19 protein-coding genes are annotated in these 16,369 nt (G+C 43.1%); all 19 read left to right on the top strand.

Features of this window, described 5'->3' with window-relative positions:
• Nucleotides 1–136 precede the first annotated feature (136 nt).
• The 19 genes from hflK (at nucleotide 137) to ABH008_RS18665 (ending at nucleotide 16,349) form a co-directional block, all read left to right on the top strand.
• Entirely contained in the window at nucleotides 137–1,126 is a 990-nt protein-coding gene (gene hflK / locus ABH008_RS18755; protein WP_347987136.1) for an FtsH protease activity modulator HflK, read from the top strand.
• Complete coding sequence (gene hflC, locus ABH008_RS18750; protein WP_347987135.1) at nucleotides 1,123–2,088, top strand: protease modulator HflC; 966 nt, start codon at nucleotides 1,123–1,125, stop codon at nucleotides 2,086–2,088. Before hflK ends, hflC begins: the two co-directional genes overlap by 4 nt.
• Nucleotides 2,089–2,239: 151 nt before the next feature.
• Entirely contained in the window at nucleotides 2,240–3,823 is a 1,584-nt protein-coding gene (gene serA, locus ABH008_RS18745; protein ID WP_347987134.1) for a phosphoglycerate dehydrogenase, read from the top strand.
• A complete protein-coding gene (locus ABH008_RS18740) occupies nucleotides 3,820–4,461 on the top strand; it encodes an HAD-IB family phosphatase (RefSeq protein WP_347987133.1) in 642 nt (213 codons plus the stop codon). The genes serA and ABH008_RS18740 overlap by 4 nt, the downstream gene beginning before the upstream one ends.
• Nucleotides 4,462–4,769: 308 nt before the next feature.
• Entirely contained in the window at nucleotides 4,770–5,525 is a 756-nt protein-coding gene (locus ABH008_RS18735) for a YebC/PmpR family DNA-binding transcriptional regulator (protein ID WP_347987132.1), read from the top strand.
• Between the two features lie 32 nt (nucleotides 5,526–5,557).
• A complete protein-coding gene (gene ruvC / locus ABH008_RS18730) occupies nucleotides 5,558–6,055 on the top strand; it encodes a crossover junction endodeoxyribonuclease RuvC (RefSeq protein WP_347987131.1) in 498 nt (165 codons plus the stop codon).
• On the top strand, nucleotides 6,052–6,654 hold the full coding sequence (ruvA, locus tag ABH008_RS18725) for a Holliday junction branch migration protein RuvA (protein ID WP_347987130.1): 603 nt from the start codon (nucleotides 6,052–6,054) through the stop codon (nucleotides 6,652–6,654). The genes ruvC and ruvA overlap by 4 nt, the downstream gene beginning before the upstream one ends.
• Nucleotides 6,654–7,688 (top strand): Holliday junction branch migration DNA helicase RuvB, encoded by a 1,035-nt coding sequence (gene ruvB / locus ABH008_RS18720; protein WP_347989996.1) that lies wholly within the window; start codon nucleotides 6,654–6,656, stop codon nucleotides 7,686–7,688. The genes ruvA and ruvB overlap by 1 nt, the downstream gene beginning before the upstream one ends.
• A gap of 170 nt (nucleotides 7,689–7,858) precedes the next feature.
• Nucleotides 7,859–8,254: a tol-pal system-associated acyl-CoA thioesterase gene (ybgC, locus tag ABH008_RS18715; RefSeq protein ID WP_347987129.1), complete on the top strand. Its 396-nt coding sequence runs from the start codon at nucleotides 7,859–7,861 to the stop codon at nucleotides 8,252–8,254.
• Nucleotides 8,254–8,931 carry a protein TolQ gene (gene tolQ / locus ABH008_RS18710; RefSeq protein ID WP_347987128.1) on the top strand — a complete coding sequence of 226 codons (678 nt, stop codon included), beginning with the start codon at nucleotides 8,254–8,256 and terminating at the stop codon, nucleotides 8,929–8,931. The genes ybgC and tolQ overlap by 1 nt, the downstream gene beginning before the upstream one ends.
• Nucleotides 8,928–9,374, top strand: a complete 447-nt coding sequence (gene tolR, locus ABH008_RS18705; RefSeq protein WP_347987127.1) for a protein TolR — start codon at nucleotides 8,928–8,930, stop codon at nucleotides 9,372–9,374. Before tolQ ends, tolR begins: the two co-directional genes overlap by 4 nt.
• Nucleotides 9,375–9,390: 16 nt before the next feature.
• Nucleotides 9,391–10,785, top strand: a complete 1,395-nt coding sequence (gene tolA / locus ABH008_RS18700; protein ID WP_347987126.1) for a cell envelope integrity protein TolA — start codon at nucleotides 9,391–9,393, stop codon at nucleotides 10,783–10,785.
• Between the two features lie 20 nt (nucleotides 10,786–10,805).
• Nucleotides 10,806–12,089 (top strand): Tol-Pal system beta propeller repeat protein TolB, encoded by a 1,284-nt coding sequence (gene tolB, locus ABH008_RS18695; protein ID WP_347987125.1) that lies wholly within the window; start codon nucleotides 10,806–10,808, stop codon nucleotides 12,087–12,089.
• Nucleotides 12,090–12,141: 52 nt separating this feature from the next.
• Complete coding sequence (pal, locus tag ABH008_RS18690; RefSeq protein ID WP_347987124.1) at nucleotides 12,142–12,693, top strand: peptidoglycan-associated lipoprotein Pal; 552 nt, start codon at nucleotides 12,142–12,144, stop codon at nucleotides 12,691–12,693.
• Nucleotides 12,690–13,532 carry a tol-pal system protein YbgF gene (ybgF, locus tag ABH008_RS18685; protein ID WP_347987123.1) on the top strand — a complete coding sequence of 281 codons (843 nt, stop codon included), beginning with the start codon at nucleotides 12,690–12,692 and terminating at the stop codon, nucleotides 13,530–13,532. The genes pal and ybgF overlap by 4 nt, the downstream gene beginning before the upstream one ends.
• Nucleotides 13,533–13,540: 8 nt before the next feature.
• The gene (queE, locus tag ABH008_RS18680) at nucleotides 13,541–14,185 is read left to right on the top strand and encodes a 7-carboxy-7-deazaguanine synthase QueE (protein ID WP_347987122.1); all 645 of its coding nucleotides are present in this window, start codon (nucleotides 13,541–13,543) and stop codon (nucleotides 14,183–14,185) included.
• Nucleotides 14,169–14,873 (top strand): 7-cyano-7-deazaguanine synthase QueC, encoded by a 705-nt coding sequence (gene queC / locus ABH008_RS18675; RefSeq protein ID WP_347989995.1) that lies wholly within the window; start codon nucleotides 14,169–14,171, stop codon nucleotides 14,871–14,873. The genes queE and queC overlap by 17 nt, the downstream gene beginning before the upstream one ends.
• Nucleotides 14,874–14,970: 97 nt before the next feature.
• On the top strand, nucleotides 14,971–15,585 hold the full coding sequence (locus ABH008_RS18670; RefSeq protein WP_347987121.1) for a chemotaxis protein: 615 nt from the start codon (nucleotides 14,971–14,973) through the stop codon (nucleotides 15,583–15,585).
• A 35-nt stretch (nucleotides 15,586–15,620) separates the two neighbouring features.
• Complete coding sequence (locus tag ABH008_RS18665) at nucleotides 15,621–16,349, top strand: MBL fold metallo-hydrolase (protein ID WP_347987120.1); 729 nt, start codon at nucleotides 15,621–15,623, stop codon at nucleotides 16,347–16,349.
• Nucleotides 16,350–16,369 lie beyond the last annotated feature (20 nt).

Raw genomic sequence — 16,369 nt, 5'->3', positions numbered from 1 at the left:
CCAAGTGATACTAGCTTAAACACAGTTTCATTTGTTGTTTAAGAGCTATTCTTAAAATCAATACTAACAAATAAGGTTTTTCCGTTACTATGTTTAGTAGATTCATTACTTTACTGTGTTGACAGGAGTTTGTGTTATGAGCGATTCTAAAAATATATTGGAATTTATACCTGATGCATTGCCTATGACCTTGCCAAAATCAGTGCCGCTGTTAGTCTTGGGCATTGTATTAATCATAACTGCTACCACAACTTTTTATACTATCCCTGCTGAGTCTGAAGGTATCGTATTACGCTTTGGTCAATATTTTGAGAAAGTGCCATCAGGATTACATGCTAAATTGCCTTTTGGGGTGGATAGTGTTTACGAAGTGCCTACCCAGCGCCAGCAAAAATTGGAATTCGGTTTTTTTACTCCCGGATTTACAAATACAGATCAAGTGGGTGATGACCCAAAGTTGGAAAAATCCATGGTCACTGGAGATCTAAACGCTGCTTTAGTTGAATGGATAGTGCAATACCGGATTACCGATCCAGAAAAATATTTGTTTGATGTTCGCGATCCAGCGCAAACACTAAGGGATTTGTCTGAGGCGGTAATGCGAGAGGTGGTGGGTGATCGCACCGTCGATGAAATCATTACCATCGGTCGACAAGAAATTGAAGAAACTGTATTACTGCGAACACGTGAGCTGGCAGAGCGTTATCAGCTGGGTGTTTCTATTAATCAAGTGCAATTAAAAAATGTTAATCCCCCTGAGCCGGTTCAACCGTCGTTTAATGAAGTTAATCGTGCGCAACAAGATCGGGAAAATGCTATTAATTTGGCAAATGGTGAGTATAACAAGGCGGTACCAAGGGTGCGAGGAGAAGCCGATCAAAAAATTCGCGCTGCTGAAGGATATCGGTTTAAACGCGTAAATGAAGCAGAAGGCGATGTAAGTGCCTTTAATCAGGTCTTTACAGAATATCTAAAAGCCCCCGATGTTACTCGATCTCGTATTTATTTTGAAACCTTGGGCGAAGTATTGCCACAGGCCAGACAGCAAGTTATTGTAGATGATTCAGTGCAGCAAATAATGCCTATGTTACCTTTCAATGCCAAGGTGTTTGGAGAAACGAAATGAGCTTATTTAGCAAACTGGGTATATTTTTAATCGGATTAGCCATTTTATTCACTTTGTCAGCCTTTACAGTTAATCAAACTGAACAAGTCATTCTTACTCAATTTGGCAGCCCGGTGGGTAATCCCATTACCCGGCCCGGTTTGCATTTTAAACTGCCATTTATCCAGCAGGTACATAGTTTCGATAAGCGTTATTTGGCTTGGGATGGCCCAATAGTCGAAATGTCCACTAAAGATAAAACCTATGTGCAGGTCGATACTTTTGCGCGTTGGCGCATTACCGATCCCTTGCGTTATTATCTGCGCTTACGGGATGAGCGAAGTGCGCAGTCGCGACTGGAAGATATTTTAGGTAGTGAAACTAGAACTGCCATAGCCCGTCATGAACTGATAGAAGTGGTGCGCTCAGATAAAGACCGCGCACCCTTGCGCGATGATGCTTTACAAGCCATTAATGGTGAAGGAACCTTGGGAATGCTTCGGCCAATTAGTGTGGGTCGTGCCGCAATTGAAAAAGATGTCATTGAAGCGGCAATACCAAAGTTGGCCGAATTTGGTGTGGAGCTGCTAGATGTTCGTTTTAAACGCATCAATTATAATCAACAGGTATTAGATAGAATCTATCAACGCATGATCAGTGAGCGCTTGCAAATTGCACAACGTTTTCGATCCGAAGGTGAGGGTGAAGCTGCGCGTATTAATGGTAATAAAGAGCGAGATATTAATCAGATCCAATCTGCTGCTTATAAGCAAGTACAGGAAATTCAGGGTGAAGCGGATGCAAAAGCCACCGAAATTTATGCAAAAGCCTATGCTCAAAGGCCTGAAGCCGCAGAGTTTTATAAATTCTTAAAGAGTATGGAAACCTACCATAAAGTTATCAATACCGATACCACTTTAGTGTTATCGACCAATAGTGAGTTATTTAGCCTGTTGAGGCGAGTTGAGCAAAAAGGTCGTTGAGGCTAAGTGGCTTAAGTAAATAGTTAGTCATATTGAGAAAGATGGCATACGGATCAAAATTCGGCCAACGTTAAATTCTATAATGCAAATTACGGTGTTTGAGTAAAGCTGTTAGAATAGTGGTTTTTTCCTGTATTAATGTCCACACTCCATGAAAAAAATACTGGTTTCCGATAAACTTGCTGAAGATGGCATTAATTTTTTGAATGAGCAAGAGGATTTGCAAATTCATATCCAAACCGGTTTAAATGAAGCAGAATTGTGCGATATTATTGCTGATTTTGATGCCTTACTGATACGTAGCGATACGCAGGTTACGGCCAAGGTTTTAAGTGCTGCTAAAAATCTTAAGGTAGTCGGGCGCGCAGGTATTGGTGTGGATAATGTGGATTTGAATGCCGCCATGGAATTGGGCGTCATTGTCATGAATACGCCGGATGCTAATGCTACCACCACCGCCGAACTTGCCTTGGCACATATTTTTTCTTTAAGTAGAAATTTGCCTGCAGCTAATCACTCTGTCAAAACGGGTAAATGGGAGCGCTCCAAATTAATGGGAGCTGAAATTACTCACAAAACTTTGGCAATATTAGGTTTTGGTACCATAGGTCGTATTGTCGCTCAACGTGGTAATGGTTTAGGTATGCGTGTGATAGCCTATGATCCGTTTGTTGCGCCTGATGTGTTTGCAGAATACGGCGCAGAAATGGTGGATTTTGATACTTTACTGAAACAGGCTGATTATTTGACGCTACACTGCCCCTTGTTAGAAAAAACTCGGCACATTATTGGTGTAGCGCAATTGGCCAAGATGAAAAGATCAGCCCGATTGATCAACTGTGCTCGCGGAGGTTTGGTGGATGAAGCTGCACTTTATACTGCATTAATTGAAAAACGCATCGCAGGTGCGGCATTAGATGTTTATGAAGAAGAGCCACCCCAAGGTTCTCCCTTGCTTGGATTGGATAATATCGTGTTTACTCCGCATCTAGGTGCATCTACTAATGAAGCTCAAGTCGCAGTAAGCGTGGAGATTGCTCGGCAAGTGGTTAAGTATTTACAGACTGGTGAAGCGATTAATGCGCTGAATTTACCTCGGTTGTCGGCTGAAGAACTCAAAAATGCCCAACCCTTTATGCATCTTGCTAATATTCTTGGCAAAGTGCTGATGAGTTTGATCGATCACCCCATTGATAAATTGGAAGTTGCTGTTTTTGGCCAAGCCGCACAAGTTAAAATCAGACCGGTTTCCACTGAAGCGTTAGTAGGGTTACTTGCCGGACAGTTTTCAACCCCTGTCAATCGGGTAAATGTTGAGAATATTGCCAAACGTCAAGGAATCCGGCTGATAGAATCACAAACTGAGTTGTCAGAAGGTTATCAATCTTTAATCAAGATTACTGGATATGCTAAGGATAAGGCGGTTTCTCTGGCGGGAACTTTGTTGGGTGCTAAACACCCGCGCTTAGTGAGTATTAATCATTATGAAATTGAAGTGGTGCCGGAAGGCGTTCTGTTGATTACTCACCATGACGATAGGCCAGGTGTTATCGCTGCAATCAGTTCTATATTGGGATCATCAAATATTAATATTACGCGCATGCAAGTCAGTATTGCTGATCAAGAGCAATCAGCCATGATGGTTATCGGTGTTTCAAATCCTTTAACCGAGCAACTTTTGCAAGTATTGCTTGATGTTCCAGCAGTTCACACCGTAAGGCAGATTGAGTTATGAGTTTTGATGTAATCTGTTTCGATTGTGATAGTACCTTAAGTAAAATAGAAGGTATAGATGAGCTTGCGCGGCGCAAAGGATTGTTTGCTGAAGTTGCCGCATTGACCGATGCTGCAATGAACGGTGAGCTGGCATTGGAAGCTGTTTATGCCAAGCGACTTGAATTGATTAAACCCAATGTAGCCGATATTGGCTGGTTGGCAGAAGTTTATATCAGCGAGATGGTAGAGGGTGTCAGCAAAACCATTAGCACTTTACAGAAAAATCATAAGACTATACATATCATTAGTGGCGGTTTGCGCCAGGCGATTTTGCCTTTAGCCGCCTATTTGAATATTCCAGAAGAGTGTGTGCATGCTGTGGAGGTAGTGTTTGGCAATGATGGCGAATATCAAGATTTCGCGCGTCATTCACCACTGGCTGTCAGTGGAGGTAAAGCCCGCGTTTGTCGAAAAATTCGTTTGACCCAGGCAAATTTAGTGATGGTGGGGGATGGACAGACTGATTTGGAAGCTAAGCTGGCAGGGGTTTATATGATAGGTTTTGGCGGAGTACTACAAAGACAAATTGTGCAGGAGCAGGCGGATTGTTATATTAGTAATCCAAGTTTAGAAGCCATTTTGCCATACGTGTTGTAGCTTAAGCTCGAAACGCCAACGGTGAAATGATAAAATCTGATTATCTAATTAGCCTAAAAATAATGTAGCTACTCACCCCCCTTTTTTTAATACACAAAATAGCTGATAACTTTTGCTTTTGGTGTCGAGGTTGCAGGTTAATGTGTTGACAGTATGGACGTATTCACGGCGTCTTCTGTCTGCACACCACATCAAAAGCGTAATAGCTGAGCAAAGGGGTGAGTACCTCAAAATAATAATCTTTGCGCTAAATAGTGATAGATCTGATACAAATTTTCGACAATGAATACCAGTTTTAGAGAGAAATAATGGCAGGGCATAGTAAGTGGGCTAATATTAAGCATCGTAAAGGTGCTCAGGATGCAAAACGTGGCAAAATTTTTACAAAACTGATTAGGGAAATCAGTGTTGCAGCAAAAGGTTCAGGGGGCGGTGACCCGGCCAAGAATCCAAGTTTGCGTTCTGCCATAGATAAAGCATTGGGTGCTAATATGCGTAGGGATACCATAGACAACACTATCAAAAAAGCCATAGGCGCTGTGGATGGAATTGTTTATGAAGAAGTACGTTATGAGGGATATGGGCCAGGGGGTACGGCCGTTATGGTCGAGTGTTTAACTGATAATCGTAACCGAACTGTCGGTGATGTGCGTCATGCTTTTTCCAAGCATAATGGCAATTTAGGTACGGATGGTTCAGTGGCGTATCTATTTCGTAAGATGGGTATTATTAGTTATTTGAGTCAGGTTGATGAAGAGGCTATTATGGAAGCAGCCATGGAGGCTGGTGCTGAGGATGTGATTAGTAATGATGACGACTCTATTGATGTGATAACGACGCCCGAAGATTATCTGCAGGTTAAAGAATCATTGGTTGCTGCTGGGTTTATACCGGATAATGCCCAAATTACCATGAATGCTGAAACAAAAACTGTACTAGATGCAGACACCGCAGAGAAAATGCTGAAACTGATTGATAGATTAGAAGATTTAGATGATGTGCAAGATGTTTATTCAAATGCCGATATTAGTGATGAAATAATGGCTAATATTGATGTTGGCTAAATCCAGTTAAACAACCTGTTTATAATAGACTATTGATTAGAATTCTAGGCATAGACCCCGGTTCACGCATTACCGGATATGGCGTGGTTGAATCCAGCTCACAAGGACTGCGCTATATAGCCAGCGGTTGTATTAGGATACAAGCCGTTGATTTCCCTCAGCGCCTCAAGCAAATTTTTGATGGAGTGAGTGAAATAATTTCACTATATAAACCTCAACAAATGGCTATTGAGCAAGTCTTTATGCATAAAAATGCGGATTCGGCTTTAAAGCTAGGGCAGGCAAGGGGAGCTGCCATCTGTGCGGGTACGCATCAAGACTTACCCGTTTTTGAATATGCAGCCAGACAAGTCAAGCAAACTTTGGTTGGTAAAGGCAGCGCCGAAAAGCAACAAGTCCAGTATATGGTTAAAATCTTGTTAGGTATTCAGGGCAATATGCAAATTGATGCAAGCGATGCCTTAGCTATCAGTTTATGCCATGCTCGGCATTTGGATATAGTAGGTCGTATGCAGAAGGCCGCAGTATGATTGGTTTTTTACGGGGTAAATTGGAGCAAAAGTCCCCACCGCAATTAGTACTGGATATTCAGGGTGTTGGTTATGAAGTAGAAGCGCCGATGAGTACTTTTTATACTTTGCCTGCTTTGGGCGAAGTAGTCAAATTGTATACACATCTTGTTATCAGGGAAGATGCTCATATTTTATTTGGCTTTGCCAGCGAAACCGAAAGACTACTGTTCAGAACTTTAATCAAAGTGAATGGTGTAGGTCCCAAGCTGGCATTAACTATTTTATCAGGGCAAAGTGTCGCTGAGTTTTATCGCTGCGTTGCCGATAATGATGTAAAAGCCTTGGTACGTTTACCCGGTGTTGGTCAGAAAACAGCAGAGCGATTACTGGTCGAAATGCGTGGACGCTTGCCAGAGTTAAATGATACCTCGTTCCCTGCTTCGGTGAATTTATCGCCCAGTATGATAGTCAATAGTCCTAAACAGGAAGCGATAACCGCGCTATGTGCATTAGGGTATAAAAATCAAGATGCCGTGCGTATGGTGCAAAGTATTGATACCATAGATAAAAGCTGTGAAGATATTATTCGCTTAGCTTTGCGTGGTGCCCTAAAATGATAGAAAGTGATCGTTTAATTACATCACAAGGTAATAATGATGAAGAACGTCAAGATCGTGCTATACGACCAAAAAGTTTAAAAGACTATGTAGGTCAGAATGAGTTACGACAGCAGATGGAGATTTTCATTCAAGCGGCTGTTTCACGTTCAGAAGCTCTGGATCATGTGCTCATTTTTGGTCCACCGGGTTTGGGTAAAACCACGCTGGCAAATATTGTTGCAATGGAGATGAATGTCAATATCCGGCAGACATCAGGGCCAGTGTTGGATAAAGCAGGCGACTTGGCTGCTTTGTTGACCAATTTGCAAGCTCACGACGTATTATTCATTGATGAAATTCATAGGCTCAGTCCGGCGGTGGAAGAAGTCTTGTATCCCGCTATGGAAGACTATCAAATTGATATTATAATAGGCGAGGGTCCAGCGGCTCGTTCCATTAAACTGGATTTGCCGCCCTTTACGTTAATAGGTGCAACTACCCGCGCCGGCTTACTGACTTCACCATTACGAGATCGCTTTGGAATTGTACAAAGACTGGAGTTTTACAGCACTGCAGAGCTGGCAAGTATTGTTAGACGTTCTGCCAAAATGCTAGGTATTTCAATGGATGATGCTGGTTCGGACGAAATTGCCTGTCGTTCACGTGGTACGCCTAGAATAGCCAATCGTCTATTGCGCAGAGTGCGAGATTTTGCAGAAGTTAAATCCGATGGTGTTGTAACTCGTGATATTGCCAATCAAGCCCTTGCAATGTTGAAAATAGATCAACAGGGTTTTGATACTCTGGATCGTAAATTAATGCTGGCTATGATCGAAAATTTTCAAGGCGGCCCGGTAGGTTTAGATACCCTTGCAGCTGTTATTAGTGAAGAACGCGGTACCGTTGAAGATGTTTTGGAGCCTTACTTATTACAACAAGGTTTTATTATGCGTACCCCAAGAGGTCGAATACTCACGCATAAAGCCTATAGTCATTTTGGATTACAACCGCCCCAGCCAGCACCTGGAATTGACGATATTTTTAGTTTATGAATAACTTATTAATTCGGAGCGCTTGGCTTTTAGGATTTTGGCATCGGATGGCGTTGCAACTCGCTAAATTTTTGCAGTTCAGCTTAATAGGGTGGCCTAACAGCAAAAAACTCTTTGTTGGGTATACAGATAGCAGATGTACTAGCAACATCCATAGGTTAGATGTTTAGATGAAGGAATTTAGCTGGCCAGTTAGAGTCTACTATGAAGACACCGATGCAGGTGGTGTGGTATTTTATGCGAATTATTTGAAATATTTTGAACGTGCCCGTACCGAAATGCTGCGCAATTTAGGGTTTGAACAAGATTTCTTATTGGCAGAACACAATGTTATCTTTGTGGTACGGTCAGTAAACGTTGATTATTTAAAACCTGCCCGCTTTAATGAACAGTTGGATGTCAGTGCCAAAGTGATTGAATATCAGAAAACCAACCTTACTTTTGAACAACAGGTTAGTTGTCAACAACAACTTTTGTGTCGCGGCGTTATCCGGATAGTCTGTCTTGATGCGCAAAAAATGAAACCTAAATTAATCCCTCTTGCAATACTGGAAAAATTAACCTAATGAATACCGATTTATCCATTTTCCATCTGGTTCAAGAAGCCAGTATAGTCGTTCAAGTTGTTATGTTTATATTGTTATCAGCTTCAATAGCCTCTTGGACGTTTATATTTACCAAACGTAGAGAACTTAAGCAAGCCATTGGTATAACCGATGATTTTGAAGATGAGTTTTGGTCAGGTGTCGGATTGAACGAACTGTACAAAAAAATGTCCAGTGATCGTTTCGAGCCAGAAGGTATCGAAAAAATATTTTTGGCTGGTTATCGGGAATTCGCCAGAATGCGTCAAAAAGGCGATGTAGAGCCTATGGTTCAAGTGGAAAGTGCGCAACGCGCTATGCGCATTGAGCTTGCAAGGGAATTAGACCGTCTGGATGAAACGCTGCCCTTTTTAGCCACCGTTGGTTCAACCAGTCCATACATTGGTTTATTTGGAACTGTTTGGGGAATTATGAATTCGTTTCGGGCGCTGGGAGAGATTAAGAATGCGACATTGGCAAACGTTGCGCCAGGCATATCTGAGGCATTGATTGCTACAGCCATCGGATTGTTTGCCGCTATTCCTGCTGTAATCGCCTACAATCGTTTTTCAACCCGTCTGGATAGATTGGCGGGTCGTTACGAATTGTTTATTGATGAGTTTGTGGTTTTACTCCAAAGACAGGCGCACGGCAAATGAATGTAGGTGGCAGAGGTCGGCATTCGCGTAAACGCCGCGCACCCATGTCGGAAATTAACGTTGTTCCTTATATTGACGTTACTTTCGTATTATTGATGATATTTATGATTACTGCGCCACTGGTACAAACCGGGGTGGATGTGGATTTGCCGCAGGCTGATGCAAAAACGGTAGAACCCAATGATACCCCCCCTGTAATTGTGTCAATTAAAAAAGATGGGTCATTTTATATAGACATAGGCGAACGGCAGGACGAACCAGTAGCTGAAGATGTTTTGTATACACGTGTTGCAGCCGTTTTAAAAAATAATCCCAAAGCACTGGTTTACGTGCGCGGTGATCATGCGGTGGAATACGGAAAAATTGTGACTGTGATGGCAAAACTGACTGCGGCGGGGCTTCCCAAAGTAGGTTTGATGACTACGCCTCCTCCAGAGAAATAATATCGATACTCTAAGCATGCAAAAATTTGCACCTTCTTTTGCACTGGCTCTAGCCTTACACATTGTGCTGGTACTGCTATTTAGTTTTAGTTTTGAACCAGATGTGAATATTGCTACGCCGCAAGAAATTCCTGAAATCATAGAAGCAACGGTTTTGGATGATAGCCAGATTCAGGCTGAAGCACATCGATTGCAGGCTGATGCTAAAAAACAGGAATTAGCTGAGCAGAAACATCAAGAACAACTGGAAAATGCGCGTAGATCAGAAGAGCAGTTGTTGCAACAAACTAAAATCAAACAGCAACAGGAACAACAAAAAGCTTTAGAAACAATAGAAAAACAAAAGCAAGCAGAAATTGCAGCGCAGAAACAGCTGGAAAAACAACAGAAACAAGAAGAGTCAGAGCGTCAAGCTAAGCAGCAAGAATTAGTGAAGCAGGCTGAGAAAGCCAAAATTGAAAAGCAGCAGCAAGCAGAAGAAGCCGCCGCGGCTAAAGCCAAACTTGAAATTGAAAAGCAAAAACTTGCAGAACAAGCCGCAGCAAAAGCCGAAAAGGATAAGCAAAAACAAGCTGATGATGCTATGGCCAAAGCCAAAGCTGAAAAAGAGAAACAAGTAGCCGAACTGGCCGCTAAAGCCAAGGCAGAAAAAGACAGGCAACAAGCTGCTGAAAAAGCAGCAAAAGAAAAGGAAATTGCCGATGCAGCTGCCAAAGCCAAGGCGGAAAAGGATAAGCAATTAGCTGCCGATAAAGCCGAAAAAGAAAAACAAGCTGCTGACGTAGCTGCCAAGGCTAAGGCAGAAAAAGACAAGCAACTGGCTGCCGAAAAAGCAGAAAAGGAAAAACAAGCTGCTGAAGTGGCAGCCAAGGCTAAGGCAGAAAAAGATAAGCAACTGGCTGCTGAAAAAGCCGAAAAGGAAAAACAGGCTGCTGAAGCGGCTGCCAAGGCTAAAGCAGAAAAAGATAAACAACTAGCTGCTGAAAAAGCCGAAAAAGAAAAACAGGCGGCTGAAGCGTCAGCCAAAGCCAAAGCTGAAAAAGAAAAACAAGCAGCTGAGGCGGCAGCGGCCCAGGCCGCAGCTCAAGCAGCTGCACAAGCTGCCGCTGCGCAAGCACAGGCAGATCAACAAGCTATAGTATCAGCCACTGCTGCCATCAATAGAAAGGTAACCAATGCCTGGACCCGACCAATTAGTGCAAGTCAAGGCTTAAAATGTACAATTCAGGTAAAATTGCTAGCCAGTGGTGATGTGATGGATGCCGTGGTAGTAAGTAGCAGTGGCGATGATATATTTGATCGCTCTGCAGAAAATGCGGTCAGAAAGGCTTCTCCATTACCTGTACCGCAGGATAGAAATTTGTTTAACCAGAATTTTAGAGTTTTTACCTTTATATTTAAACCGGAATAATCGAGAGCGGAAATAGTAGAATGATTTTAGCAAGCAAAATAGTACTGGTGGCCTTTATGGCCTTATGCTTTTCGGTGACTCATGCAGCCGGGTTGACGATAGAAATTACCAAAGGTTCACAGACTGCGGTACCCATTGCTATCGTGCCTTTTGCTCAGCAAGGCTCGATTGGTAATTTGAAAATTTCCGATATTATCGATTCCGACTTGGCAGGTAGTGGTTTCTTTAAAGTACTGGCTGAGGAAGACATGCTGACTAAGCCCAGCACTCCTGAACGTATCGAATTCAAAGACTGGCAGGTGCTCGGTCAAGATTATATGGTGATTGGTCAGGTAGTCGGTAACGGTGGCAGTTTTAATATTGAGTTCCATTTATTTAATGTTCATAATGGCCAATTGTTGACGGGGTATCGGTTAACGGTGGGAGCCAATGAATTACGTCGTGCCGCGCACCATATTAGCGATCTGATTTACGAAAAATTAACCGGACGCAAGGGTGCTTTTAATACGCGCATTGCCTATGTTACGACATCGTTAAAAGCCAATGGCAAGCAATATATGCTGCAAATTGCGGACGCGGATGGTTTCAATCCCAGAACCATTGCTGAATCGCCTGAGCCTATTATGGCTCCCGCTTGGTCACCGGACGGTTCGAAAATTGCTTATGTGTCTTTTCATACCAAACGTTCGGAAATATATGTGCAAACTCTGGCCAATGGACAGCGCGAAAGCGTTTCGTCCTTTCACGGCATAAACGGTGCCCCTTCATTTTCACCGGATGGAGGTAGTTTAGCGTTGACATTGTCTAAAGATGGTAGTCCGGATATTTATGTATTGAATCTTGCTAGTCGTAATTTGAGCCGTTTAACCACCAGTATGGCTATCGATACTGAACCTAGTTGGTCTGCTGATGGAAGCTCCATTGTGTATACCTCTGATCAGGGTGGTAAACCACAATTGTATTTGATACCCAGTTCTGGCGGCAAATCAACACGGATGACTTTTCAGGGCGACTATAATGCGCGTGGCCGGTTTTCTGCTGATGGCAAAAGCTTGGCTATGGTTACTGGCAATGGCGGTAGTTACCGGATAGCGGTGATGGATATGGCTTCACGTACAGTTAATGTCTTGACTGATGGAAACCTTGATGACGCGCCCAGTTTTGCACCCAATGGAAGTATGGTGCTTTATTCGGCGAATAGAGGCGGGCGATCCGTATTGTCGGTTGTGTCTACGGATGGCGCCATGCAGCAAAAATTGGCTTTTGAAAGTGGCGAAGTACGTGAGCCTGCTTGGGGGCCTTGAAAATTAGGGCAAACTGTTTATAAAAAATCTTAATCTCTGGAGAATAAAACACATGAAATTTAAACATATTAATATGCTGGGTTTGGCAATGGCTGCTGTATTAGTAGTGGGTTGTGGATCAGATGAAGCCGATACTGCTACAACTGACGCTACACTAGGTACGGATGCGTCGACTAGTGGTATCAATGACGGTTCATTATCGGGCAGTCAATTTGGTTCAGGCAACAACTCAGCGTCACGTTTGGGACCTGAATTTAGCGATCCGAATAATCCATTGTCTAAACAAACCATCTATTTTGAACTTGATAGCAGTCAGGTTAAACAGGAGTATGTGCCGGTCGTTGCTGCTCACGCCAACTATTTGGCTTCTCATCCCAGCCAACGTGTAATTCTGGCCGGTAATGCGGATGAAAGAGGCTCTAGCGAATACAATATCGCTTTGGGTGAGCAACGTGCCAAAGCCGTAGAAAGAATGATGAGAACACAAGGCGTAAACGCTTCACAATTGGAAATAGTGAGTTATGGTGAAGAAAAACCTGCTGTAGCAGGTCATAACGAATCTGCATGGTCAATGAATCGTCGCGTAGAGGTAGGTTATCAATGAGGTTAAATGCACTTCTGATGCTGAGTCTCGGACTTGGGCTTTTTGCCCAAGCTCAGGCACAGCCAGTTGATAACAGTGCTTACCCGGTCGGCGGCATGCAAGTTAATGCGCCCGCTTCCAGTGAGCTTTACGAAGTGTTAAGCCGGGTAGAGCAACTGCAGTCAGAAGTGCAGCAATTAAGAGGGGTAGTTGAAGAGCAATCGCAAACTATCGCTGATTTGCAACGTAAACAGAGCAATATGTATTCTGATTTGGATGGACGTGTTCAGGCATTAACGCCAGTCACATCTGCACCGCCTGTTCCGGTCGCACAGGCGCCTACACCAGCAGCCACTGTTTCGCAACCCGCTACAGCGACTGCTGTACCTGCTGCTGCGGCTGCGACATCCGTGGCTCCAGCCGCCGCTGTTCCTGCAGTGACAAATACAGTTCCTGTTACGGCAAGCCCAACATCGGCAAAAGGTAATGAAAAAGAACGCTATCAAGTGGCTTATGATACCTTGCGCAACGGACATAATGAGCAAGCTGTTAAAATGTTTGAAGCCTTTCTAGTAGATTTTCCGGCAGGTGAATTTGCTGATAATGCCCAATATTGGTTAGGTGAGGCCTATAAAATCAATCGTGAATTGGACAAAGCACGTGCGGCATTTAATAAGCTGATTAGCCAATATCCAAATAGCTCAAAAGTACCTGATGCCTTATTGAAAATCGGCTATATAGAATCCGATCTGCAAAATAATGCCAAGGCACGCGATTATCTGACTCGCGTAACCAACAGTTATCCGGGAACAACAGCCGCAAATCTGGCTGCGAAAAAACTGGCGCAAATGGCGCAATGATGGTTTGAATGGAAGCCGCTTTACGAATTACCGAAATCTTTTATTCATTACAAGGGGAAAGCAATACGGTGGGTATCCCCACTGTCTTTATTCGATTGACAGGATGCCCTTTGCGTTGTAGCTATTGTGATACCGCCTACGCTTTTACGGGGGGTGAAAAACTGGCTTTCGAAGACATACTTTCTCAAGTACAAATCTATAACACCCGCTACGTTACTGTGACGGGTGGTGAGCCGCTGGCGCAACCCGCTTGCAATGCATTGATGCTGGATTTGCTAGCTAAAGGCTATCATGTTTCGTTAGAAACCAGTGGTGCGCTTGATGTAAGTGGTGTTGATCCGCGCGTGGTAAAAGTCATGGATTTAAAAACACCTAGTTCTGGCGAGATGCATCGCAATCGCTTAGAGAATATTCAATACTTGCATAAGAGCGATCAGGTTAAATTTGTTATTGCAGACGAAGCTGATTATCAATGGTCAAAACAGCAGCTCGAAACTTTCCAGTTAGTGGAGTGTTGTCAGGTATTGTTTTCACCGGTGATGGGTAAAATGCCTGCTATGGAATTAGCTGACAGAATATTGGCCGATCAATTGCCAGTGCGTTTTCAGATACAATTACATAAATATCTTTGGAATGATGAACGCGGAAAATAAACCTAAATCAGCAATTATTTTACTTTCGGGTGGACTGGATTCTATTACCGTACTTGCCTTGGCAAAGCAGCAAGGTTTTGCCTGTTACGCTTTAAGCTTTGATTACGGTCAACGCCATAATGCTGAATTGCAAGCTGCTAAACAGATTGCAGAACATTATCAGGTGATTGAGCATAAAGTGATCCAACTTAATTTGGATAATATCGGTGGCTCGGCATTAACTGACAGCCGTATTGAAGTACCAAAATTGCCGCAACAGGGAATTCCTGTTACCTATGTTCCCGCCCGAAATACCATATTTTTGGCTTATGCATTGGCCTGGGCAGAGGTGTTGAGCGTTCAGCATGTGTTTATTGGTGTAAACGCAGTTGATTTTTCCGGCTATCCAGATTGTCGACCTGAATTTATCGATGCTTTTCAAAATTTAGCTAATCTAGCGACTAAAGTTGGAGTTGAAGGCACACGAATCCAGATTCACGCTCCACTGATCAAATTTAGCAAAGCTGATATTATCCAAAAAGGCTTGGATCTGAAAGTTGATTATAGTCAGACTGTATCCTGTTATGCCTCTGATCCGTTGGGTAGAGCCTGTGGAGTTTGTGATGCTTGTCGCTTAAGAGCGGATGGATTCAAACAACTAGCCATTGTCGATCCTACTCGATATCAAATAGAGTTCGTTAGCCAGTAAACAATTTCTGACTAAGTTTACTGCAGCGTAATGCTTTGTCAGCTATGCTTAACACTGTTTTATCAGCACTTTGGCAGGCCGAACGAGGATGACCAGTATGTATGTAACCCAAACTAAATCACAGTTTGTAGCGGTAGCGTCAATTGCTGCCGAATTAAGTGCAGTCATGGAGGTAGCCAAAGAAATTTCTTTGGCAGCCGCAAATGCCAAGGCTATCGCTTTTAGGGCGGGTGAAAAAGCCAAAGGATTTCAACCCATCACTGATTTTATTAATGATCTGGCCAAAGAAACAATTGCGCTGGTCAATAAAATCAATGCACATGCCATGTTACTTTATCGGCTAACGGTAAGTGAGCAACGCATGACAGAAGCCAGTGAACACTTTGACAGAATAACAGTATTGGCAAAAGGAGCAACCTTTGCTGGCTCGCTTGAAATACCTTTAAAAAAGGTACAATTACAAAAGCAAGCTAGTCGACGTGAATTTGAAAAACATGTGGCCGAATTACTTGAGGAACTTTCTGAAGTGATGCATCCGGCTAGAGCTGCTCGCGTTATTGCGGCTAATTCTCGAATTGAAGCTTCACAGGCAGGCGAATATTTACAAAGTCTGCAAGCTGTTGCCGAAAGTGTGGATCACGCTGCACAAATCATTCATGTCAAAGTCAATCGTTGTCGGAGCGCTTTAAGTCTAATTACCACTGATGGCTAGTGCATCATTCATAAAAATAAAAAGAGGCAGAAGCCATGAAAATGACCAAAATTTACGAAGGATCGTACCAGTGGATCATGTATGGTCGCGACCCAAACAAACCTGATAAAATTATAGATACCAATCAATATTTAGTCAGAACAGCAAAGCGTTGTTTGTTGATTGATCCTGGTGGTGTTGAATTATTTGCGCCCATGCTGGCTGCTGTATTGCATCATGCCCCAGTTGACGAAATTACCGATTTATTTGCATCGCATCAGGATCCAGATATTATTTCCTCGCTAGGGTTGTGGGATCAGGCTTTGCCGCATGCCCGATTACATGCTTCAGCCTTATGGGAAGGTTTTTTACGACATTTCGGTTGCGACTCTATCGAATATGTGGCCATTCCAGATAATGGTGGCGTGATAAGTCTGGATAGTGTGGAATTGCAAATTATTCCTGCACATTATTTACATTCATCGGCCAATTTTAATATTTACGATCCGCATGCGAAAATATTATTCTCCGGTGATATTGGTGCTGCTTTGGAAGCACCCGGAGCGCCTGTGTTTGTCGAAAATTTCGAGAATCATATAGAAAAAATGCGCTTTTTCCACCAACGCTGGATGCCATCCAATCAAGCTAAACGTGTCTGGATAGAAAAAGTTAGGCGACTGGATGTTGATATTATTGCTCCACAGCATGGTCGAATGTTTAAGGGTGACGATGTTAAACGCTTTTTAGACTGGTTTGAAGCCTTGCAAGTGGGAATTGCCGTATAAAAACAGCATCTCAGAGAGAA

Origin of the sequence: Methylomonas sp. AM2-LC, from assembly GCF_039904985.1 — a bacterium.
Taxonomy (GTDB): Bacteria; Pseudomonadota; Gammaproteobacteria; order Methylococcales; family Methylomonadaceae; genus Methylomonas.
Note: the sequence above shows the minus strand (reverse complement) of the source record. Positions and strands in the feature narration are given on the sequence as shown.